26 protein-coding genes are annotated in these 22176 nt (G+C 62.0%); 8 read left to right on the forward strand and 18 right to left on the reverse strand.

Features of this window, described 5'->3' with window-relative positions:
* The first annotated feature begins 166 nt into the window (after positions 1–166).
* Positions 167–1486, forward strand: coding sequence for a porin (locus BLS51_RS19150; protein ID WP_090186573.1), 1320 nt, complete (start codon positions 167–169; stop codon positions 1484–1486).
* 67 nt (positions 1487–1553) lie between these two features.
* Here the strand turns inward: BLS51_RS19150 and BLS51_RS19155 are convergent, their stop codons facing one another.
* From BLS51_RS19155 to BLS51_RS19170, 4 genes are all read right to left on the reverse strand, one after another.
* Positions 1554–2135: a TerD family protein gene (locus tag BLS51_RS19155; RefSeq protein WP_090186576.1), complete on the reverse strand. Its 582-nt coding sequence runs from the start codon at positions 2133–2135 to the stop codon at positions 1554–1556.
* A 15-nt stretch (positions 2136–2150) separates the two neighbouring features.
* On the reverse strand, positions 2151–2849 hold the full coding sequence (locus tag BLS51_RS19160; RefSeq protein ID WP_090186579.1) for a TIGR00266 family protein: 699 nt from the start codon (positions 2847–2849) through the stop codon (positions 2151–2153).
* A gap of 24 nt (positions 2850–2873) precedes the next feature.
* Positions 2874–3449 (reverse strand): TerD family protein, encoded by a 576-nt coding sequence (locus BLS51_RS19165; RefSeq protein WP_090186582.1) that lies wholly within the window; start codon positions 3447–3449, stop codon positions 2874–2876.
* Positions 3450–3531: 82 nt separating this feature from the next.
* On the reverse strand, positions 3532–4581 hold the full coding sequence (locus tag BLS51_RS19170) for a DUF475 domain-containing protein (protein WP_090186585.1): 1050 nt from the start codon (positions 4579–4581) through the stop codon (positions 3532–3534).
* A gap of 102 nt (positions 4582–4683) precedes the next feature.
* Here BLS51_RS19170 and nhaR point away from each other — a divergent pair, with 102 nt between their 5' ends.
* The 3 genes from nhaR to BLS51_RS19185 all read left to right on the forward strand — a co-directional run bounded on the left by nhaR (position 4684) and on the right by BLS51_RS19185 (position 7850).
* Positions 4684–5589, forward strand: coding sequence for a transcriptional activator NhaR (gene nhaR, locus BLS51_RS19175; protein ID WP_090186589.1), 906 nt, complete (start codon positions 4684–4686; stop codon positions 5587–5589).
* 94 nt (positions 5590–5683) lie between these two features.
* Positions 5684–7021 (forward strand): hemolysin family protein, encoded by a 1338-nt coding sequence (locus BLS51_RS19180; RefSeq protein WP_090186591.1) that lies wholly within the window; start codon positions 5684–5686, stop codon positions 7019–7021.
* Positions 7022–7052: 31 nt separating this feature from the next.
* Positions 7053–7850, forward strand: a complete 798-nt coding sequence (locus BLS51_RS19185; RefSeq protein WP_090186595.1) for a substrate-binding periplasmic protein — start codon at positions 7053–7055, stop codon at positions 7848–7850.
* Here BLS51_RS19185 and BLS51_RS19190 read toward each other — a convergent pair.
* Both BLS51_RS19190 and BLS51_RS19195 read right to left on the reverse strand, forming a co-directional pair.
* Entirely contained in the window at positions 7840–8883 is a 1044-nt protein-coding gene (locus BLS51_RS19190; protein ID WP_090186598.1) for an AI-2E family transporter, read from the reverse strand. The genes BLS51_RS19185 and BLS51_RS19190 overlap by 11 nt on opposite strands.
* Before the next feature lie 15 nt (positions 8884–8898).
* Positions 8899–9492, reverse strand: a complete 594-nt coding sequence (locus BLS51_RS19195) for an SCO family protein (protein ID WP_090186601.1) — start codon at positions 9490–9492, stop codon at positions 8899–8901.
* A 93-nt stretch (positions 9493–9585) separates the two neighbouring features.
* On the opposite strand from BLS51_RS19195, the gene BLS51_RS29495 reads away from it, so the two are divergent.
* Positions 9586–9852 (forward strand): hypothetical protein, encoded by a 267-nt coding sequence (locus tag BLS51_RS29495; protein ID WP_139168735.1) that lies wholly within the window; start codon positions 9586–9588, stop codon positions 9850–9852.
* A 330-nt stretch (positions 9853–10182) separates the two neighbouring features.
* On the opposite strand, the gene cyoE is transcribed toward BLS51_RS29495, so the two are convergent.
* Genes cyoE through BLS51_RS19220 form a run of 4 tightly spaced genes read right to left on the reverse strand, consistent with a single transcriptional unit; the run spans position 10183 to position 13591 of the window.
* Positions 10183–11079, reverse strand: coding sequence for a heme o synthase (gene cyoE / locus BLS51_RS19205; protein ID WP_090186609.1), 897 nt, complete (start codon positions 11077–11079; stop codon positions 10183–10185).
* A 13-nt stretch (positions 11080–11092) separates the two neighbouring features.
* Positions 11093–12253, reverse strand: a complete 1161-nt coding sequence (locus tag BLS51_RS19210) for a COX15/CtaA family protein (protein ID WP_229207645.1) — start codon at positions 12251–12253, stop codon at positions 11093–11095.
* Positions 12254–12258: 5 nt separating this feature from the next.
* On the reverse strand, positions 12259–12876 hold the full coding sequence (locus tag BLS51_RS19215) for an SCO family protein (protein ID WP_217636466.1): 618 nt from the start codon (positions 12874–12876) through the stop codon (positions 12259–12261).
* Positions 12860–13591: an SURF1 family protein gene (locus BLS51_RS19220; protein WP_090187274.1), complete on the reverse strand. Its 732-nt coding sequence runs from the start codon at positions 13589–13591 to the stop codon at positions 12860–12862. Before BLS51_RS19220 ends, BLS51_RS19215 begins: the two co-directional genes overlap by 17 nt.
* A gap of 33 nt (positions 13592–13624) precedes the next feature.
* Between BLS51_RS19220 and BLS51_RS19225 the strand changes: the two genes are divergently transcribed.
* Positions 13625–13831: a twin transmembrane helix small protein gene (locus BLS51_RS19225; RefSeq protein WP_090186616.1), complete on the forward strand. Its 207-nt coding sequence runs from the start codon at positions 13625–13627 to the stop codon at positions 13829–13831.
* Between the two features lie 41 nt (positions 13832–13872).
* Here the strand turns inward: BLS51_RS19225 and BLS51_RS19230 are convergent, their stop codons facing one another.
* The 7 genes from BLS51_RS19230 to BLS51_RS19255 all read right to left on the reverse strand — a co-directional run bounded on the left by BLS51_RS19230 (position 13873) and on the right by BLS51_RS19255 (position 19658).
* Positions 13873–14748 carry a cytochrome c oxidase subunit 3 gene (locus BLS51_RS19230; protein WP_175472628.1) on the reverse strand — a complete coding sequence of 292 codons (876 nt, stop codon included), beginning with the start codon at positions 14746–14748 and terminating at the stop codon, positions 13873–13875.
* Positions 14749–14759: 11 nt separating this feature from the next.
* A complete protein-coding gene (locus BLS51_RS19235) occupies positions 14760–14957 on the reverse strand; it encodes a DUF2970 domain-containing protein (protein ID WP_090186620.1) in 198 nt (65 codons plus the stop codon).
* Positions 14957–15496 (reverse strand): cytochrome c oxidase assembly protein, encoded by a 540-nt coding sequence (locus BLS51_RS19240; RefSeq protein WP_090186626.1) that lies wholly within the window; start codon positions 15494–15496, stop codon positions 14957–14959. Before BLS51_RS19240 ends, BLS51_RS19235 begins: the two co-directional genes overlap by 1 nt.
* A 1-nt stretch (position 15497) precedes the next feature.
* Positions 15498–15605, reverse strand: coding sequence for a cytochrome oxidase small assembly protein (locus BLS51_RS30005; RefSeq protein WP_217636467.1), 108 nt, complete (start codon positions 15603–15605; stop codon positions 15498–15500).
* 2 nt (positions 15606–15607) lie between these two features.
* Complete coding sequence (ctaD, locus tag BLS51_RS19245; RefSeq protein ID WP_090186629.1) at positions 15608–17212, reverse strand: cytochrome c oxidase subunit I; 1605 nt, start codon at positions 17210–17212, stop codon at positions 15608–15610.
* Between the two features lie 15 nt (positions 17213–17227).
* Positions 17228–18445 carry a cytochrome c oxidase subunit II gene (coxB, locus tag BLS51_RS19250; protein WP_090186632.1) on the reverse strand — a complete coding sequence of 406 codons (1218 nt, stop codon included), beginning with the start codon at positions 18443–18445 and terminating at the stop codon, positions 17228–17230.
* 289 nt (positions 18446–18734) lie between these two features.
* Positions 18735–19658, reverse strand: a complete 924-nt coding sequence (locus BLS51_RS19255; RefSeq protein ID WP_090186638.1) for a methyltransferase domain-containing protein — start codon at positions 19656–19658, stop codon at positions 18735–18737.
* Positions 19659–19754: 96 nt separating this feature from the next.
* On the opposite strand from BLS51_RS19255, the gene BLS51_RS30575 reads away from it, so the two are divergent.
* Together BLS51_RS30575 and trmL are read left to right on the forward strand one after the other, a co-directional pair.
* A complete protein-coding gene (locus BLS51_RS30575; RefSeq protein WP_307188157.1) occupies positions 19755–20723 on the forward strand; it encodes a ComFC family protein in 969 nt (322 codons plus the stop codon).
* A 19-nt stretch (positions 20724–20742) separates the two neighbouring features.
* Positions 20743–21213 carry a tRNA (uridine(34)/cytosine(34)/5-carboxymethylaminomethyluridine(34)-2'-O)-methyltransferase TrmL gene (gene trmL / locus BLS51_RS19265; protein ID WP_090186643.1) on the forward strand — a complete coding sequence of 157 codons (471 nt, stop codon included), beginning with the start codon at positions 20743–20745 and terminating at the stop codon, positions 21211–21213.
* Here trmL and BLS51_RS19270 read toward each other — a convergent pair.
* A complete protein-coding gene (locus BLS51_RS19270; protein ID WP_090186647.1) occupies positions 21195–22154 on the reverse strand; it encodes a DMT family transporter in 960 nt (319 codons plus the stop codon). The genes trmL and BLS51_RS19270 overlap by 19 nt on opposite strands.
* Positions 22155–22176: the final 22 nt, after the last annotated feature.

A 22176-nucleotide genomic window follows, 5' to 3' on the forward strand; every position in this document is an offset into this window, starting at 1 on the left:
CGCAGGCGGGAAATTTACGCACGCTGGCTTGCAAAAACGAAGCTTGCGTTGCGTTTTGCAAGTGTGTTGTACAAGCCACGAAATATAAGAACACTCGTGCCATTTTTTCTCAACTGCTATAGAGTCGAGCTACCGAGTACAACCAAAAATATCGGAGACAAACCACATGAAGAGAACCGCCGCATCCGCAGCGTGCCTGACCGCGCTCGCCCTGTTCGCCGGCCACGCCGCCGCCCAATCCTCCGTCACCATTTACGGCACTTTAGATGTCGGCCTGGACCGCGTCGACAAGGGCCAGGGCAATGTGCAGGGCACCGTGTTTGGCGTCAGCGGCACCACGCCGGTGCCGAACAGCATCGCCGCGCCGAAGACCGTCTCGACCCGCCTGACGCCATCGCATACGCGCCAGAGCAATATCGGCTTCAAGGGCGTGGAAGACCTCGGCGGCGGCTGGCGCGGCCTGTTCGTGCTGGAGGGCGGCGTCACCATCGACAACGGCGGTCTCGCCAACGACAACCGCCTGTTCGGCCGTCAGGCTTATGTGGGCCTGACCACACCGGTAGGTGAAATCAAGGCCGGCCGCCAGGCCAGCCCGATGCTGATCTCCTACTACCTGGTGACGCCGGAAGCGCTGGGCTCGACCGACCTGTTCGGCGCCGGCCTGGTGGTCAACACCGTGCAGACCTGGCAGGACAACCAGATCAGCTACGCCATCAAGCAAGGCCCGATCACCGCCATCGTCTCATACGCCACCAACGCCGGCATCGGCAGCGGCGTCAGCGCGGCGCGCTCGGTGGCCACCTCGTCGACGCCGGTTGCCACCGGCACCACCGGCCAGATCGTCGGCGGCCTGACAGCTGGTGCGGAAACCGCCAGCGGGCGTGGCAAGGCGGCCGGCGCCATGTTGGCCTACCGCACTGAATCATTGGTGGCGCTGGCGTCCTACCACCGCAACAACTTCGACAATGTGCCGATCGGCGTGGTGTCGGGCACCACGCTGGTGCCGCTGTTCTTCGGCGAGAAATTCACCTCCTACATGGGCGCGGTGAAATACACCTTCCCTGGCGTCGGCACGTCGATCGCCGTGGCCGGCCACAACGCCAAGTTCGCACTGCGCGGCAACACCGATCCGGAAGTTCGCACCTGGACCGCGACGCTGAAGCACCCGATCGGCGCCTTCGACCTGACCGCGATCTTCCTCGACACCCGCTTCACCAATTACACCGAGGGCAAGGATCGTGGCTTGATGTTTGGCGTCGACTACAACTTCTCCAAGCGCAGCGCGCTGTATGTGCGTGCCGGCGGCATCAAGGATAGCCGTGGCAAGACGGTGGTATCGAGCGCCACGCCGCTGCCGCTGGCAGGCGGTCCTGGCGCCATCCTGATCCCGCTGGGCACGCAGGAAGTGCCGCTGTTCTCCGGCGCCGGCCAGAACATCGACGCCCGCACCACCATGCTCAGCATCGGCCTGCGCCACTCGTTCTAAATAAAAAAAGGCGGAGCACTGCCGGTACAGTGCTCCGCCAAAGACTACAGCCGAAACTTATAAGAATTTAGAGATGGGTCGCGATCTGCGGCAGCAGGTCGTCAAACGTGCGGCCATTGCCGTTCTCGCCGATGGCGTGCATCTTCCACTCGCCGTTGTGGCGGTAAAGCTTAGCCATGATCTGCGCCGAGTGCGGTCCTTGTACCGACAGGTTGAAACGCGCTACTTCCCGTCCATTTGCCGCATCGAGCAAGCGGCAATACGCATTCTCCACCTGCGCGAACGTCTGGCCGGTGAAGCTGTTCACCGTGAACACCAGGCTCTTGATGTGCGACGGCACGGCGCTCAGATCGACATTGATCTGCTCATCATCGCCATCGCCGGCGCCGGTGCGGTTGTCGCCGGTGTGTACCACGCTGCCGTCCTTGCTCTTCAGCTGACGGAAGAAGATCACATCCACCGGACGGTGGCCCTCGTCGAACAGCACGCACGAAGCGTCCAGGTCGACCGATTCGGTCTTGGCGCCAAAACCAAGGAAACCCTTGCTCTTGATGGCATCCCAGCCCAGACCCATGGTGACGCGCCCAAGCGCGCCGCCGGCTTCCTTCTCCAGAGAGATCTTCTGGCCCTTGCTCAAATTGACTGACATAGTTATTCCTTTACTTTACTGTGCGGGTTGACGCATCAAAAACGATTGCAGCGCCGCGCTGTTGCGCGAGCAGATCAGCACCTTGCCCCGGCCCGAAAACCGCAGCACCATGCCTTCGCCGCTGGTCTGGCTGTTGACCAGGTTGCTGAGGAAGCCGCCGCCACCGCCGGTGGTCATCGAGATCTCGTACTGCAGCCGGCTATCCCAGGCCACCACGTGCGCGTTGTCGATGATGACGTCGCGGCCCGGCTCCACGTCCAGTTCCGATATCCCGCCAAAGCCGGACACCGCCACCTGGCCGACGCCGCTGGTCTCGGTGATGAAGAAGCCGCCGCTTTGCGCAAACAGCGCATTGCCGACGCCCTGCGTGCGCACCTTCAGCTCGACGCTGTCGCTGGCGGCAACGAAGCAACCGTCGCTCAGCATGTACTGGTGATTGCCGACGTCGAGAATCTGCAGCGCACCAGGCAGCGTTGGCGCCAGCAGGCAATCGCCATCGCCACGCACCGCCTCGATGTGCTGCTGGAAGAAGGACTCGCCGTTGGCAAAGCGCCGCATGATCGCAGCGCCGATGCCGCCGGTCATCTTGCCCTTCAGGTCAAGCGCCGCTTCCATCATCACCATCGCGTTCGATTCGCAGTAGATTTTTTCTCCCTGGCGCATCGACACATGCAGGAATGGATCGAAGTCGCCGGTGATCGTAAATACAGGCATGATGCACGAGTCCTTTGCTGTGAATTAAACGCCGACGCCGAACGAGCCAGCCAGCGGACCAAGGCCGCCCTTGAAGCCCTGGCCGACCGCCTTGAACTTCCAGTCGCCACCATTGCGATACACCTCGCCGAAGATCATGGCCGACTCGGTCGAGCTGTCTTCCGACAGGTCGTAGCGGGCGATCTCGGTGTTGCTGCCGCCGTTGACCGTGCGGATGAACGCCTTCTGCACCATGCCGAAGTTCTGGCGGCGTGCGTCGCCTTCGTGGATGGTGGCGCAGATGGCGATACGATCGACATCGGCCGGCACCTTGGTCAGGTCGATGGTGACGGTTTCGTCGTCGCCAGCGCCGTCGCCGGTGCGGTTGTCGCCCGAGTGCGTGACCGACTGGTCGGACGATTTCAGGTTGTTGTAGAAGATGAAGTCGCTGTCATTGCGCACCTTGCCATCCACTTTCAACAGGAAGGCCGAGCCGTCCAGGTCGAACGGGCTACCGTCGGTGCTGCGTACGTCCCAGCCCAGGCCCACCACGATTTTGGTCAGGCCAGGAGCTTCCTTGCTCAGATTGACGTTGCCACCTTTTTGCAGACTGATTGCCATTTGTATTGCTCCTAAAATGAAAACCGGACTTGGTACTGCCAGCGGCGAGCCGTTGTCCGTATTGAACGGCCCGCCGAATTCTTTAAGCCGCGATGGCCAGTGCTTCCTGCTTGCGGCGGTGGCGCACAGAGGACCACACCGAAGCCGCGATGAAGGCCACACCTATCAGGCCGGTGAAGATCTCGGGCACATGGAACTTCATGCTGGCCAACATGATCGCGGCCAGGATACCGATCGCGTAGTGGGCGCCGTGCTCCAGGTACAGGAACTTGTCCAGCGTGCCTTTCTTCACCAGGTAAATCGTCATCGAGCGGACAAACATCGCGCCAATCGCCAGGCCCAGCATGATGATCACGACGTCGGTGGTGATCGCAAACGCGCCGATCACACCATCGAAGCTGAACGATGCATCCAGCACTTCCAGATACAGGAAACCACCGATACCGCCCTTCTTGACCATGTCGCCGACATTGCCGCCGCCTTCTTCTTCCTTCTCCAGCAGGCTGCTGATCGAATCGACGCCGACGTAGACCAGGATGCCCCACAGGCCGGAAATCAGCACCACCAGCTTCTGCGCCTCGGTCACCAGGCCCATGCAGCCCAGCAGCACGCCGATGGCGATCATCACCGAGATCGACGAGACCTTGCCGAGCGCGCCGAGTTTCTTCTCAAAGTTGCCCAGCCAGTGGGTCTCCTTCTCATCGTCCAGCAGGAAATTGAGGAACACCAGCAGCAGGAACATGCCGCCAAATGCTGCCACTTCAGCGTGGTGATTGGTCAGGTGCGTCGAATAGGTTTTCGGATCGTTGAGCGCCAGCGTCCACACCTCGGCAATACTCAGATCCGCAGCCACCGCCACAATCACCAGCGGAAACACCAGGCGCATGCCGAACACCGCGATGATGATGCCGACGCCGAGGAACAGCTTCTGCCAGTAGTCATCCCAGTTCTTCAGCACGGAGGCGTTCACCACCGCATTGTCGAACGACAGCGATACCTCCATGGCCGACAAAATCAGTGCAATACCAAACGCGGACAAAGCGCCGCCCCACCCTGCCAGCTCATAGCCCCACCAGCCCGCGAGGGCCAGGCAAACCAGGCTGACGAGAAAAGAAATCCTGAAGTGCTGCATCGAATGCTTTCGTAGTTATTAATCGATGGCAGCCAGTGTAAAGAAAACCGGTGTTTTGAAAAATAGAAGATAATTGAAGTATTACTTCGTAAAAACAGAACCATGAAAACCAGCGGACTCAACTTCAGGCATTTGTATTTCTTCTGGATGGTGGCAAAAGAAGGCGGCGTCACGCGCGCCGCCGAGCGACTCGGGCTGGCGGTGCAGACCATCAGCATGCAGATTGCCTCGCTGGAAAAAACCATCGGCAAACAGCTGCTGGAGCCACAGGGGCGGCGCCTGGTGCCAACCGAAGCGGGTCGCCTGGCGCTCAGCTATTGCGAGCAGATCTTCGCGCTGGGCGAGCAGTTGCGGGAAGCGCTGGATGAAGCGGAAACCGGAAAAATGCGGCTGGCGGTCGGCATCTCCGATTCGCTGCCGAAGCTGATCGCCTTCCGCCTGCTGCAGGCGACGCAGCAGATGGACACGCGCGTCCACCTGGTCTGCATGGAAGATGAATTTGAAAACCTGCTGGCCGATCTCGCACTGGGCAAGCTGGACGTGGTGCTGACCGACCGCACCGTGCGCGCCGGCGGCAGCCTGAAAGTGTTCAGCCACCTGCTGGGCGAAAGCGACATGAAACTGTTTGGCACGCCGAAGCTGGCGCGCAAATACCGCCGCAATTTCCCCCACAGCCTGCAAGGTGCGCCGCTGCTGCTACCGACCCGCAACAACGCGCTGCGCGGCCGCATCGACGCCTGGCTGCTGGAGCGCAAGGTGCGGCCTGAAGTCGTCGCCGAGTTTGAAGACAACGCCATGCTCAACACCTTCGGCCGCAACGGCCTCGGCCTGTTCTTCGCGCCATCGGCGCTGGCGGAAGATATCGAAGACCAGTTCGGCGCCGTGTTGGTGGGCGACGCCCCCGAATTGCGCGAGCACTTTTACGCCATCTCGAACGCCCGCAAGATCACCCACCCCGCCATCGAGGCCATCATCAACGAAGTGCACAGCGGCCTGCTGGCCACTTAAGTTTCACTCTGGAAAAATATCGATTTTGCGCTGCTTAGACGCTCAGTCGTTTAAGATGGTGGTTTCAACTACGGAAATCTGCCGCTCGGCCCCTATGCAAAATGTCCTGCTTGTCGTTCTCGCCCTGTTTTTGGTTGCTTTGAACGGTTTCTTCGTCGCTGCTGAATTCGGCATCGTCACTCTGCGAAAAACGCGTGTCCGCGCCATCGCCAAGACGCAGGGATTAAAGGGGCGCATCCTCGGCAAGGTCCACGGCGAGCTGGACGCCTACCTGTCCGCTTGCCAGCTGGGGATCACGCTGGCCTCGCTGGGCCTGGGCTGGGTCGGTGAGCCGGCCTTTGCCAGCCTGCTGGAGCCGCTGCTGCACGCCATCGGCGTCACCTCGCCGGAATTGATCCACGGCATCGCTTTCATCTTTGCCTTCGGCGTGATTTCCTTCCTGCACATCGTGGTCGGCGAGCTGGCGCCGAAGTCGCTGGCGATCCGCATGCCGGAAGTGGTGGGCCTGTGGAGCGCGCTGCCGCTGTACGGCTTCTACTGGGCCATGTACCCGTTCATCTACCTGCTGAACGCCAGCGCCAACCTGGTGCTGCGCGCGGCAGGCCTGGCCGGCAAGGGCGGCCACGACAGCCACTATTCGGTGGAAGAACTTAAACTGATTTTACGCACCAGCCAGCCGGGTGAAAAATTCAACCAGGACGAACGCAACATCCTGGCGCACTCGCTGGATTTCAGCGACCTGTCGGTTTCCGACCTGATGCGCCCGATTAACGAAGTCATCAGCCTGCACGCCGCCCGCTCGCTGAACGACAATCTCGACACCATGCTGCGCAACCGCTTCAGCCGCTATCCCTACTACGACAAGGATGGCGAAACGGTGCTCGGCGTGGTGCACCTGAAAGACCTGTTCTTCGCCATGCAGTCCGGCCGCCCGATTACCGACCTGACGCCGTTCCTGCGCCCGGTCGAGACGATTTCCGCCCGCACAGCGGCACTGGAGCAGTTCCGCCGCTTCCGCGACGGCGCGCCGCATTTCGCGCTGATCGGTGAAAAAGGCAAACGCCCGGTCGGCTTCATCACGCTGGACAACCTGCTGGGCGCGATGGTTGGCGAAATCCATGACGAATTCCGCCTCAACGAGAACGACTGGCTGAAGCAGGCGGACGGCACGCTGATCGGCAAGGCCAGCCTGCCGATCTTCTCGCTGGAGCGCACGCTGGGCATCGATATAGAAAATGAGGAACTCGGCCTGGAAGAGGTAGAATCGGTGGGCGGCCTGATTATGCTGAAACTGGGCGACATCCCGAAACAGGGCCAGCGCATCAGTTTCCGCAGTTTCGATATCGTCGCCAAGAAAATGAACGGACCGCGCATCCTGCTGGTCAAGATCATCCCCAAGGATGACACCGAGGATAACGCCGACCAAGACTGACAGGCGCCCTCCTGCGGCGCCAGGGGGAGACATGTTAGCCCGGATCATCTTCAGCGCCGCCCTGCTGTGTTTGGCGGCACCGGCCCGTGCCGATCACCTCGGCGACTGTGGCCGCCTGCGCAGCGCCTTCTACGAGTACGGCGCGCTGTACTACAAAACCAGCTACGGCAGCTGGACCGGCATCGACAAGGATGTGGTCGACGAAGTGGCGCGCCGCATGGGTTGCACCATCGAGCCGTCGACCGATTCGCGCGTGCGCATCTGGGCCGGCCTCAGCGGCGGCAGCATCGATATGTCGGTCTCGGCCGTCTCGACGCCGGAGCGCGAGAAAATCGGCCATGTGATCCCCTACCTTTCTGAACGCAACTATGTGCTGCTGCACAAGGATGTCCAAGCGCGCAGCATGGACGAGTTCCTGGCCGATGTTCACATCAAGATCGGCGTCATCAAATCTTTTCGCCACGGCAAGGCCTACGATGCCTGGCTGGACAAGCTGCGCGCGCAGGGGCGGGTGTACGAGGCGCCGGACTACGAGGCGCTGCTGCGGCTGTTCAAGCTGAAACGAGTGCAGGCGGTGATGGCGATCAGCTCCGGCTGGTACCCGCTGGTCAAGCACGCGCAGATGAGCGGCAGCTACCGCATCATGGACTGGGCGCCGTCCAGGGATGCGGTGGTGGGCGGCCTGATCCTGTCACGCCAGCACGTCGATGATGCGCTGGCGGCGCGCTTCAGCCAGACCATCGGCGCCATGCGCGAGGATGGCACGCTGAAGCGCATCTTCGAGCGTCACCTGAACGCCGAACTGGCGGCCAGGCTGCTTAACTTCTAAGTTCGTCGCCGGTCCACTTGCGCAGCAGGCCAAGGCCGACCGCCAGCAGCGTCGGGCCGATGAACAGGCCGACAAAGCCGAACGCCAGCACGCCGCCCATCACGCCCAGCAGCACCAGCGCAAACGGCAGGCTGCTGCCACGCGAGATCAGCAGCGGCTTGATGACGTTGTCGACGCCGCTGATGACAAACATGCCCCAGACGAACATGAAGATGGCCCAGCCGGTATCGCCATGGTTGAACAGCCAGATGGTGGCCGCGCCCCAGATCAGCGGCGGGCCGACCGGAATCAGCGAGAACAGGAAGGTGGCGACCGACATCAGCGTCACCGCCGGCACGCCGGCAATCAAAAAGCCGACCGCCGCCACCGCCGCCTGCGCCAGCGCGGTGCCGAGGATGCCGTACATCACGCCGCGCACGGTGCGGCTGACCGTGTCGGCAACGATGACGCTTTGTTCGCCGATCAGCTTGTCCATGCCGGAGGCCAGCGCGTAGATGATGGCATGGCCGTCGCGGTACAGGAAGAAGCTGACGAATACCGCCAGGCTGACCTGCGCCACGCCGGAGCCCAGCACCATGCCGCCGCCCAGCAGCAGCCGGCGTGCCGGTTCCAGCAGGTTGCGCGCCGCTTCCAGCAGTTCTTCGCGGCTGTGCAGCAGTGTGTTGATGTAGCTGTCGATCGCCTCGCCGACCAGCGGGATGTCCTTGATCCAGGCCGGCGCGTTCAGCGTGCCGCTGCCGAGGCTGGCCTTGATCTGGTCATAGTAGGAAGTGGCGTTGTCGGCGATATTCCAGGTCACCAGCGTCAGCGGCACGATGATCAGCAGCGTCAGGCCAACGCTCATCACCAGCGCGGCAATGGTGCGGCGGTTCTTCAGTTTTGCCAGCAGGCGCAGGTATAACGGCCAGCTGGAGATGGTGATGGCAGCGGCAAACAGGATCGCCGCCAGGAAAGGCCGCAGCACGATCAGGCAGCCAATCACCAGCAGGATGACGGCAGCCAGGCGGGTGTAGGGCTGGAAGCGCTGCTTCATGCGGCCTCCGCCGGATCAGGACAGCAGCAGCTTGATGTCGTGCACGGCCGGGCCGGTGCCCTGGCCCGGACGCAGCAGCAGGCGCAGCTTGCCGTCCTTGTCGAATACGTAGCTGGCGGCGGTGTGGTCGATTGAATAGCTTTCCTTGGTGCTGCCTGGGACCTTGTTGTACACCACCTTGAATTCCTTGCCGACGGCGGCGGTCTGTTCAGGCGTGCCCCACAGGCCGAGGAAGCGCTTGTCGAAGGCTGGCACGTATTCGGCCAGCAACTGCTGGGTATCGCGCTCCGGATCGACGGTGACGAACAGCACCTGCACCTGCTCGGCTTGCGGGCCGAGCTGCTTCATTACTTCGGACATTTCTGCCATCGTGGTCGGGCAGACGTCCGGGCATTGGGTATAGCCGAAGAACATGACCACCACCTTGCCCTTGAAATCAGCCATGGTGCGCGGCTTGCCGTTGTGGTCGGTCAGCGAGAAGTCCTTGGCGAAGGATGCGCCAGTCAGGTCGGTGCTCTGGAACGCCAGCTTGGGCGCCTCCGCCTTCTTCTCGCCGCAGGCGGCCAGCAGGGAAACGGCGATCAGCGCGAGCGCAAGAACTTTTTTCATCGAGAAGTCTTTCAGTTGAACTTGTTGTGGCTCACGCCGGTCTAAACCGCATGATGCCATTATCAATGCTTAAATACTGCTTAAGAGGCAATCATGAACCAAAGTGATTCCAAAGAAAAGATTCGTGCCGCGATCCGCCGATCAAAAGAGGTTTGGTGGACAGCCACTGACCTTGCGAAAGAGACAGGCATCCCGTTGGAGACCACATTAAGTCTGCTTGAAACAAGTGGCACCTTTCTTCGGGCATATCATACCAACCCTCTAGGACAATCGGTCTTCACCACCCGGGAAAAATACCTCGCAGATCTACCGTGGCCGCGTCGATTGCTGGATTTGCTGGCTAATAAGGTCGGGGTGTGACATGGCGCCCATTGAGCCTATGACCACTATACAGTTGGTCGCAATTGCCGGTCTCGGTGGCTTTGTGTGGAACATGATGGACTTGTGGGAAGATGGCAAAAAGCCGCCAGACAAGCGCGTCCCAAAAGATTGGCGATATTGGATTTTCTTCGCTTTTTGGCCCTGCGCGGGAGCCGCGCTAGCCCGGCTATATATTCTCGATGGCTCGACACTTCGCCCATTGCTTGCGTTCTCCGTCGGATTGAGCATCTCCTCTACGCTACAGGCCATGGTAGCAAAAGCTACGACGGCCCCCTCACCGCCGTCGAACGACGTGCCTGAATGATGCTATTAGATCTTGATGTAGTGGTCGACCAGCAGGGCGAGGAACAGCAGGCCGAGGTACATGATGGACCAGGCGAAGGCTTTGCGGGCGATCAGGTCGGTGTAGTGGCGGTAGATTTTCCACGAGTGGTGCAGGAATACGGCGTTCAGGATCACCGCGCTGACCAGATAGATCAGGCCGCTCATCTGCACCGCATACGGCAGCAGCGCGGTGGCCGCCAGCGCGATCGAATACAGCCAGACGTGGAACTGTGTGAACTGCATGCCGTGCGTGACAGGCAGCATCGGCAGGCCGGAGCGGGCGTAGTCGTCGCGGCGATACAGCGCCAGCGCCCAGAAATGCGGCGGCGTCCAGACGAAGATAATCATCACCAGCAGCCATGCTTCCATCGGCACATCGTTGGCCACCGCCGCCCAGCCCAGCGCCGGCGGCATTGCGCCCGACAGCCCGCCAATGACGATATTCTGCGGCGTGGCCGGCTTCAGTATCATCGTGTAGATAATCGCGTAACCCAGGAAGGTCACAAAGGTCAGCCACATGGTCAGCGGATTGACCAGCGTGTACAGCACCCACATGCCGGCGCCGCCGATAACCAGCGCAAAGACCACCGTCTGCCACACCGTGATGTCGCCCAGCGCCATCGGCCGGCGCGCCGTACGCGCCATGCGCGCATCGATCTCACGCTCGGCCAGGCAGTTGACCGCGAACGCCGCCCCCGTCAGCAGCCAGATGCCCACCGTTGCATACAGCACCAGCTCCAGCGACGGCAAACCATCGGGCGTGCCAAGGAACATGCCGATGATGGCGACGAACACCGCCATCATCGTGACGCGCGGTTTGGTCAGCGCCCAAAATTGCAGGGCGCGGGTCTGGTGTTTGGTGCTTACGGTTTGCGTGGTCATGGGAGCAACTTAATCAATGCCGTACCGTCGACGCCGGAGGATATGCAGCGCCTGAAGCTGCTTTTTTGGCAATGTCGTACTGGTACTTAGCCTTGTAGTTTAACATGGTCAGCAACAGCACGAGCAGCGCCGCACCGGCGTTATGCAACACGGCAATGGTCAGCGGGAAGCTCAGATAGATGGTTGCCAGGCCGGTCAGGATCTGCGCGCCCAGCACCAGCGCGATATTGCGCGCGGTCTTATGCAGCGCGTCATGCCCCCAGGCGCGCCATACGGCATAGCCGGCGACCATCGTCACCAGCAAGCCGAAGTTGCGGTGCACCCAGTGGATGGCTGTCAGCGCCGAGAACGGCAGGTAGTGGCCGGCGGCAGTCTTGCCCAGCTCGCGCCACAGCGTGAAGCCGTGCTCGAAGTCCATCTCCGGGATCACCTTGCCGTTACACAGCGGGAAATCGGTGCAGGCCAGCGTCGCGTAATTGGTGCTGACCCAGCCGCCCAGCGCCAGCTGCACCAGCAGGATCGCCGCCGCCACCGCCGACAGGATGCGGATATTGCGCATCGCCGGCGGCGAGGCGCTGACCACCGTACGCGGCGAAATCAGATGGTTCTGGCGGCCGCCGTACCACACCAGCATCGCCAGCAGGCCCATGCCCAGCAGCAGGTGGATGGTGACGATGATCGGCTGCAACTTCAGCGTCACGGTCCAGGCGCCAAACGCGCCCTGCACGCACACTGCGACAAACAGCGCGGTCGGCATCCACGGCGCATACTCGGCGCGCGTGCCCTTCGACTTGCGCCACTGATACCAGGCCTGCGCCATCATCGCCACGATCAGCACGCCGATGGTCATCGCCAGGTAGCGGTGGATCATCTCGATCCACGCCTTGACCACCGTTACCGGGCCGTGCGGCATCAAGGTTTCCGCCGCCACAATCTGCTCATGCGCGATGAAGGGATTGGCAGCGCCATAGCAGCCCGGCCAGTCCGGACAGCCGAGGCCGGAATCGGTCAGCCGCGTGAAGGCGCCAAACACGATCAGGTCGAAAGTGATGAACACGCAGACCCACACCAGCTTGCGGTACTTGCTGGCGTCCGACGAAGTCCAGACGATGGCGGCCGGCAGCAGCGCGATCAGCAGCGCCGTGACAGCCATTTGGGCGAGAGTGAGATGCATGATTCTTAACCTATGGCCGAAGCCTTCAACAATTTCGCGATGTCCTTGTGGACCCGCTTGACCTTCTCGACATCGCTGGACACCGCCCCTTTCGGGAAGCGCATCATCAGGTTGCCCAGCGGATCGATCAGATACACATGGTCGGCCGCGCGGTCCGCCGCGCCCTCCTCCAGTGGCAGCCATTTCTGCAGCGTGGCGGCCGGCGCACGCAGCATGTGGGTGCCGTCGTTCACCCGCAGCAGCATGGTTTCCAGCGGCTGATCATCGGTAATCATCCACACCCGCTCGATGCGGTCGGCCTCTTTGCCCTGCATGGTGCGCAGCTGACGCATGGCGAACAGCTGGTCCTGGCAATCGGCGCCGCAATCGGACGGACCGACTTTCAGCATGATCCATTTGCCCTTGTAATCCTCCAGCCGCGCCGGCTTGCCGTCCAGCGTGGTGCTGGCCATGGCCGGGATCGGGTAGGCGCGCGGATCGATCAGCGCGCCGTAATTGGTCTGCCCGCCTTTCGGCTTGATGACGTAATAGGTGAAGTATGACGCAATCAGCGGCGCTGCGCAGACCGCCAGCACGCCCAGCAGTTTCCAGCGTCCGCGCCCCGGTTTATTTGGTTTTTCCACGTCTGAATCCGTTCACGACAAAAAAGATAAGCGCCATCGCCGACAGTGCATACCACTGGAAGGCATAGCCTTGATGTTTTTCCACGCCCAGCGACGGCGCCGGCCAGTCGCGCACCATCTGCGCATCGTCACCGGACGGCTGCGCCGGCGCCCCCTGCTCCAGCACGAACGGCTGCATGCTCAGGCCGCTGTCCTTGGCCAGTTGCAGCGGATCGGCGTTTTGCACGATGGCGTTCGGCGCCAGCGGTGGCGCCGTGCCCAGTTCCATCACGTGGCCGGCATTGTGGCGGGCGATGCCCTGCAGCGTCACCATGCCGTCCGGCGTGGCGTAGGCCGGCAGCTTGTCGCGCACCTGCGGGTCACGCGGCAGCCAGCCGCGTGCCACCAGCACGTGCATCGACGATCCGCTTATTTTAAACGGCATCAGCAGATAGAATCCGGCCCGGCCCTGGTACGGGCGATTGTCCAGATACACCGGCCAGCCGCGCACGAATTCGCCGCTGACAGTCACGCGGCGCCAGGCGACAGTGTCCGCCGCCAGCGGCGCGCCGTCCAGCACTAACGGTGCCTGGCGCGCGCCCTGGGACAATTTGTCCTGCAGCGCAGTCTTCTGTTCGGCACGGCGCGACTGCCAGTTGCCGAGTTGTACACCCAGGGCCACCACCAGCACGGTGGCGACGAAAGGAATCAATTTAAAGCGGAACGCCATTACAATGGAACCTCGATCAAATCGCCACTCCCACATGACATGAAAATTGCCGTTGCCATCGCGTTCATCCTGATCATCGGCAGCCTGGGGGCGGCATTCTTCTTCCTGATGCGCGACAAGGGCCGCAGCAACAACACGGTGCGGGCGCTGGCAGTGCGCGTGGCGCTGTCGATCACCCTGTTCCTGCTGATACTGCTGGCTTACAAGCTAGGGTACATCCAGCCGACCGGCATCCGCAACGGATAAAAAAAAGCCGCACCGGAGTGCGGCCTTTGCAGCGGCGTACCTTACATCCAGTACACCACGACGTACAAGCCCAGCCAGACCACGTCGACAAAGTGCCAGTACCAGGCCGCGCCCTCGAAGGCGAAGTGGTGATCGGGCGTGAAGTGCCCCTTCAGCAAGCGGTACAGCACCACCGACAGCATGATTGCGCCCATCGTCACGTGGAAGCCGTGGAAGCCGGTCAGCATGAAGAAGGTGGAACCGTAGATGCCCGAAGTCAGTTTCAGGTTCAGCTCGGTGTAGGCATGATAATACTCATAGCCCTGGAAGCCCATGAACGTGGCGCCCAGCAGCACCGTGGCGAACAGCCAGAACGCCGTCTGCGCACGGTGGCCGGCGCGCAGCGCGTGGTGCGAGATGGTCAGCGTCACGCCCGAGGTCAGCAGCAGCGCGGTGTTGATGGTCGGAATCGGGAACGGCCCCATGGTGCGGAACTCTTCGACCGTGCCGGCCGGGCTGGCGCCGGCCCATTGCGCGGCAAAGTCCGGCCAGATGAATTTATGGTCCAGATCACCCAGCCATGGCAGCGTGATGGTGCGCGCATAGAACAGCGCACCGAAGAAGGCGCCGAAGAACATCACCTCGGAGAAGATGAACCAGCCCATCGACCAGCGATAGGAATGGTCGATGCGCTGGCTGTACAAGCCGCCTTCGGATTCCTTGATGGCGTCGCCGAACCAGAAGTACAGCACGGTCAGCGTGCCAACGATGCCGATCAGATTGGCAGCCGGCCCCCACGACACATCATTGACCCACGCCGACGCGCCGATCATGGTCACCAGCAGCGACAAGCCAGCCAGCAGCGGCCAGCGGGATGGGCCTGGCACGAAGTAATACGGCGCCGCGCCGCCATGCGATCCTGTTGAACTCATCTTCATCTCCCTATTCACTATTTTGCTACGACGAATTTGACGATTGTTATCAGTAATCCTATGAACACCGCCACCGCCAGCAAGGCGGCGATGATGACGTGGAACGGGTTGAAGCCCTGCTGGTCGTCGGCGTCGAAATCGCGCTTGCGGCGCAATCCCACAAACGACCACAGCACCGCCTTCAGCGAATACAGGAAGCCGGGCTTGTCCGCCATCACTGCACCCCTGCCGTCTTCACCAGGCCGCCGCCCACCTCAAAGAAGGTGTACGACAGCGTGATGGTCTTCACCTCCTTCGGCAACTTCGGATCGATGTAGAACACCACCGGCATCTGCCGCGCCTCGCTCGGCTTCAGGGTTTGCTGCTTGAAGCAGAAACACTCCACTTTCATAAAGTACGGCGTCGCGTTCTGCGGCGCGTAACTCGGTATCGCCTGCGCGTTCATCTCGCGCTTCTGCGTGTTGACCACTTCGTACATCACCGTGTTCAGCTCGCCGGGATGGACCGTCATGCTGGCCTGGGTCGGGCGAAATCGCCATGGTCCCTGTGCATTGCCGTCGAACTCGATGGTGACGCTGCGGTTCTTGTCCACCTGCGTGTTCTTGTCGTATTCGACGACGCCGTCCTTTTGCGTCAGCACGTTCAGTCCCAGTGCTTCGCAGATCTGGCGGTAGAACGGGTTGAGCGCGTAGGCAAAGCCAAACATCAGCACCGCGAACACGGCCAGTTTCATGAGCAGCGTGCGGTTGGTCATGTCAGCTCAGCCAGAGGCGCTTGACGAACACAGAAGCAAAGAAGAACACCACCAGCCCGCCCAGGATCAGGGCGGTGCGCAGGTTGTTGGGCTTGTTTTGACCGCTCATGATTATTTGAACTGCGGTGGCGTTTCAAACGTGTGGAACGGCGCCGGCGACGGCACGGTCCACTCCAGGCCTTCAGCACCTTCCCATGGCTTGGCTTCCGCCTTCTTGCCGCCACGGATAGTCGGCAGGATCACGAAGAACAGGAAGAACACTTGCGACAGGCCGAAACCGAAGGCGCCGATCGAGGCGATCATATTGAAGTCGGTGAACTGCGCCGAGTAGTCGGCGTAGCGGCGCGGCATGCCGGCCAGGCCCAGGAAGTGCATCGGGAAGAAGGTGACGTTGAAGGTGATCAGCGACAGCCAGAAGTGGGTCTTGCCGAGGAATTCGTTGTACATATGGCCGGTCCACTTTGGCACCCAGTAGTAGAAGCCGGCAAACAGCGCGAACAGCGAGCCGGCCACCAGCACGTAGTGGAAGTGCGCCACCACGTAGTAGGTGTCCTGCAGCTGGATGTCGATCGGCGTCACCGCCAGGATCAGGCCGGTGAAGCCGCCGATGGTGAACACGAAGATGAAGCCGACCGAGAACAGCATCGGGGTTTCAAAGGTCATCGAGCCGCGCCACATGGTGGCGATCCAGTTGAACACTTTGACGCCGGTGGGCACCGCGATCAGCATGGTGGCGTACATGAAGAACAGCTGCGAGGTGACCGGCATGCCGGTGGTGAACATATGGTGGGCCCAGACGATGAACGACAGGATGGCGATCGAGGCGGTCGCATACACCATTGAGGCGTAGCCGAACAGCTGCTTGCGGGCGAAGGCCGGCAGGATCTGCGAGACGATGCCGAACGCCGGCAGGATCATGATGTACACCTCCGGGTGGCCGAAGAACCAGAAAATGTGCTGGTACATCACCGGGTCGCCGCCGGCAGCCGCATTGAAGAAGGTGGTGCCGAAGTGGCGGTCGGTCAGCGTCATGGTGATGGCGCCGGCCAGCACCGGCATCACGGCGATCAGCAGGTAGGCGGTGATCAGCCAGGTCCAGCAGAACATCGGCATCTTCATCAAGGTCATGCCAGGCGCGCGCATATTGAGGATGGTGACGATGATGTTGATCGAGCCCATGATCGACGAGGCGCCCATCAGGTGCATGGCAAAGATGGCCATGTCCATGCCAGGGCCCATTTGCGTCGACAGCGGCGCGTACAGCGTCCAGCCGGCGGCGGTGGCGCCACCAGGCACCAGGAACGAGGTGGCCAGCAGGATCGCAGCTGGTGGCAGCAGCCAGAACGAGAAGTTGTTCATGCGGGCGAACGCCATGTCGGAGGCGCCGATCTGCAGCGGGATCATCCAGTTGGCGAAGCCGACGAAGGCCGGCATGATGGCGCCGAACACCATCACCAGGCCGTGCATGGTGGTCAGCTGGTTGAAGAATTCAGGCTGGAAGAATTGCAGGCCCGGCTTGAACAGCTCGGTGCGTATCATCAGCGCCAGCACGCCGCCGGACAGCAGCATGATGAACGAGAACCACAGGTACAGCGTGCCGATGTCCTTGTGGTTGGTGGCGAACAGCCAGCGCGCCGGGCCGTGCGGATGGTCGTGGTGCGCGTGGTCTTCGCCGGGCGCGTGATCGTGGCCGTGATCCAAAGTAGTAGTGCTCATCTGTAACGCTCCTGATTACTTACGTGCAGCCACGATTTCGGCTGGTTGAACGATGTTTTCCTCGGCTTTGTTCGTCCAGCTATTGCGGGTATAAGTAATGACAGCCGCGATATCCGTATCCGACAATTGTTTCCAGCCAGGCATCTCGGTAGGATATTTCCCACTCTTCTTACCGTGCAACAGCACGTTGATCTGTTCCGCTTTCGGGCCATTCACCACCGGCGAGGCGTCCAGCGCGGCAAACATGCCTGGCGTGCCGCGGCCATTGGCCTGGTGGCAGGCGACGCAGTTGGTGTTGTAGACTTTTTCGCCTTTGGTCTTCAGCTCGTCGATGGTCCAGGTCTTGGTTGGATCATCGGCCAGCGCGGCCATTTCTTTTTTCTTGGTGTCGACCCAGGCCTTGTACTCGTCATCGGTGACGACGCGCACCACGATCGGCATGAAGGCGTGTTCCTTGCCGCACAGTTCCGAGCAATAGCCGCGGAAGGTGCCGGTGTGCTCCGACTTGAACCAGGCATCGCGCACGAAGCCGGGAATCGCATCCTGCTTGACGGCAAAGGCCGGAATCGACCAGGAGTGGATGACGTCGTTGGCGGTGGTGATCAGGCGGATCTTGCGCTTGACCGGCACCACCACCTCGTTATCGACTTCCATCAGGTAGTTGTCGCCGCGCGCCTCGGTCGGCTGGAAGCCCGGCGCGCCCACTTGCGCACGCGGCGTCGACAGGTTGGACAGGAAGCTGATGCCCTCGCCTTCGCCCTTCAGGTAATCGTAGCCCCACTTCCACTGCATGCCGGTGACCTTGATGGTGATGTCGGCATTGGAGGTGTCCTTCATGCCGACCACGGTGCGGGTGGCGGGCAGCGCCATGCCGATGACGATCAGGAAGGGCACGATGGTCCAGGCCACCTCGACGGCGGTGGATTCGTGGAAGGTGGCCGGCTTGTGGCCCAGCGACTTGCGGTGCTTGAAGATGGAATAGAACATCACGCCAAACACGGCGATGAAGATGACCAGACAGACCGCCATCATCCAGTTGTGCAGGTCGTAGACTTGGGAGGCGATCTCGGTTGCGGGAGGTTGCAGGTTTAATGCACGGTCGGTAGGTCCCCCGGTACCGCCTGTCGCGGCGGTGTAGGTGCCTGTTGCGGTGTCAGCTGCCCACGCTGGCATGCCGGCTGCCAGCATGGCCAGCCCCAGCACCAACGCTTGAAGTCGCTTCGCATATGTCATGTTTTCCCCAACTGCCCAAGAAATTAAAAATATATTTTTTTAACGTCTTACCGGCTATCGGTGAACTGAACCGGCGACGCTCCTTAAACAACATCGCATGGGCTGGGATAACCTGGCCGATGCGCGATTCTGCTTAATGCAACTGCTCGTTCGTACTCGATGTAACCTGTGTTTGCCATGGTGGCAAAGTTAGTGATTGATTATATAGAACAAAAACGTGGCACATCAAGCAATAAACTATTGTTGTTGCCACATGGCTTTACGCCGCATGGCAACATGAAATCCGCATTCAGCGCGGCTTGCGCGGCGGATCGAAACGAATGATCGCTTCGCCCTTGGAAGTGACCTTGGGCGCCGGACGGAAGGCGTGACCGTAGATAACTTCAAAGGTCAGCCCCAGTTTGCCATCGCTGCGGCGGCCACGTTCCAGCGTGTCCAGCATGCGTTGCCAGGCCGCCTTGCCCATCATGCTGCGGCGCAACGTGGTGAGCGGATTCCCGCCCAGCGCGCGCACATCGGACAACAACGCCTGCGGCGTTTCATAGGTCACGGTGATGGTTTCCATGTCCAGTACCGGGGTCGAAAAACCGGCTTCGACCAGTTGATCGCCAAAATCGTGCATGTCGACGAAGGGCAACACGTGCGGCGCCAGGTCGGCTTCGGCAAACGCGGTGCGCAGTTCGCGCAGCGAATCCGGGCCGAAGCAGGAAAACATCAGCAGGCTGTTTACCCGCAGTACGCGGCGCCATTCGGCAAACACGCGGTCCGGCTGCGGATGCCAGTGCAGCGCCAGGTTGGACCAGACCAGGTCCAGCGAATTCGGCCCCAGCGGCAAATCGGCAAAATCGCCGCACAGCAGGTCGACCCCGCTTTTCGACGGCAGCAGCTTGCTCAGCAGCTGGTTCAGCGACGATGGTCTGGCGCCCGGCCCGTGGGCGGCATGCAACATGGCTTCGGCGGCATCCAGCCCCACGATCTGGGCGGCTGGATATGATTTTTGCAACAGAGGTAAGTCGGCGCCGCTTCCGCAACCTGCGTCCAAAACGCGCGAAGGCGCTATTTTAATCAATTCCAGCCGATCAAACATGCGCGATGATACTTCCCGGCGCAGAAAATCGGCGGCGGCGATACGCTCAGGGCGGGAAAACAGCTTGCGGACGCGCTCCAGATCGATCGGCGCGCTGAGTTTCGGGGGATTGGCAGGGACTTGCATGAAGATAGGTCGTCGTAGTGCGATAATGTCGGCAGTGTACATGGTTGCACGCACTCGCGACGGAGACCGGACAGGTTTTCACAGGGGAAGCGTGGCATGAATGGCAAGATCATCGCGATTCGCTGGGGCCGTGCGCTGCTGGACCGGCTGTTGCCCAACGCCTGCGCGCTGTGCGGCGCCGACAGCGACGATGCGCTGTGCCCCGGCTGCGAGGCACAGTTCTTCGGCCCCGCTGCCGCCGTTGCCCGCTGCGTCTGCTGTGCCAATCCGCTGGCCAGTGCCGCCCGCGTCGGCGAGGTGCCGGTCAGCACGACGCGTGTCGGCCCGACAGCGCTGGACATTGCGTCGCCGGGCGGCGGCAAGGCGCTGGATCGCACGGCGCTGGACATTGCGTCGCCGGGCGACGGCGAGGCGCTGGATCGCACGGCGCTGGACATTGCGTCGCCGGGCGACGGCGAGGCGCTGGATCGCACGGCGGCGGCGGGCGACGGCGAGGCGCTGGCTCACACGGCGACAGCTGGGCTGGTATGCGGCGTCTGCCTACGGAGCCCGCCGGCGTTTGACTGCACGCTGGTCGCCGCCGACTATGTGCTGCCGGTCGACCAGCTGGTGCTGCAACTGAAATTCGGCCACCGCCTGGCGCTGGCGCCGCTGTGCGCCCGGCTATTGCGCGACGCCGTGCTGCGCCAGGATGACATCGCGCTGCCCGCCCTGCTCTGCCCGGTGCCGCTGGGACCGCGCCGGCTGGCCGAGCGCGGCTACAACCAGGCGCTGGAAATCGCCCGGCCGCTGGCACGCAGCATGGGTGTCGCGCTGGAAGCCAGGCTGCTGCAGCGCGTACACGAAACCGCCGCCCAGAGCAGCGTCGCACCCGCCGAGCGCCAGGCCAATATCGCTGGCGCCTTCGCGGTGCCGGACGCCACCCTGGTGGCAGGCCGCCACATCGGCGTCGTCGACGACGTCATGACCAGCGGCCGCACATTGAACGAACTGGCGGCAACACTGAAGCGCCACGGCGCCGCGCGGGTCAGCAACTTCGTGTTCGCCCGCACGCCGCCACATTGAATTTTAAGAAGGAAGAAAAATGTTCCACGTCGTCTTGGTCCACCCAGAAATCCCGCCGAACACCGGCAATGTCATCCGCCTGTGCGCCAATACCGGCGCGCAGCTGCATCTGATCGAACCGCTGGGCTTTCCGCTGGAGGATTCCAAGCTCAAGCGCGCCGGCCTCGACTATCACGAATACGCGCGCATGAAAGTCCACAAGGACTGGGACGCCTTCCTGGCAGACACGCGGCCCGACCCGGCGCGCATGTATGCGATGACCACGCACGGCTCCTCGCCGTTCGCGCAAGCCGCCTTCCAGACGGGCGACGTGTTCGTGTTCGGCTCCGAAACCGCCGGCCTGCCGGTGGCGCTGCGCGAAAGCTTCCCGCCGGCGCAGCGCATTCGCCTGCCGATGCGCCCGGACAACCGCAGCATGAATTTGTCCAACACTGTCGCTGTGGTGGTATTTGAAGCCTGGCGCCAGAACGGCTACGCCGGCGGCGCCTGAAGCGCTGCGGCTGGCGGGCGGGCATGCCGCCACACCGAGCCTGCCACGCCGGCGATCAGCAGCACAATGGCCGCCAGTTCCAACGGACGCGGTGTCTGGCGCAGGTAGATAAAGCCGTACAACAGGCCGAACAGGATTTCGAACAGCAGCAACTGGCCGGACAGCGTCACCGGCACGCGCCGGCAGGCGATGTTCCACAGCTGGTTGCCGACCACCGATGCGCCCAGTGCGACCATCGTAACCACGCCCCAGAAATGCCACCAGTCACGCGCCAGGCCGTCGCGGCCCGCGCCGCCCACGCCGCCACAGGCGTAGACCACGACCGCCAGTGCCAGCGCCACCACACCGGTGCTGAGTCCATACAAGCCCGACCATTCGGCGCCGCTGTAGTGCGGATTACGCTTGAGGAAGCGCGCATTATCGACGGCGTACCAGGTCCAGCACAGCAGCGCGCCGAAGGCGCACAGCATGCCCAGCGCCACGATCGGCCAAGGCTGGCCGCTGCCGTTGGCGTGCGTGAACACGTCGATGTTGATGCAGGCGATGCCCGCCACCACCAGCGCCAGCGGCCAGGCCAGATGGCGCAGCGGCAAAGCGCCGTGATCGCGTCGCCCGAGCAGGGTGACGCTCAGCGGCAGCAGGCCGATGATCAATGATGCTGCCGCCACGCCCGCCAGTTGCACGCCGGTCGACAACAGCAGGTAGTAGACGATATTGCCGGCCAGCGCGTGGCGTAGCAGCACCTTGCAATCATCGCGCGTGAGCCGGCCCAGCAAGCCGTTGAGCCGTGGCGCCAGCAATAGCAAGGTAATCAAGCCATACGCCAGGTAGCGGCCCAGCGCCAGCTCCATCGGTGAGAACTCCGCCAGCCAGCGCGGCATCACAAAGATCGTGCCCCAGAATGCTCCGGCCAGCAGGCCGCATAAAATGCCATACCACATAGACGCTCCTTTCGAGGCCCAT

Origin of the sequence: Duganella sp. OV510, assembly GCF_900100205.1 — a bacterium.
Taxonomy (GTDB): Bacteria; Pseudomonadota; Gammaproteobacteria; order Burkholderiales; family Burkholderiaceae_D; genus Rugamonas.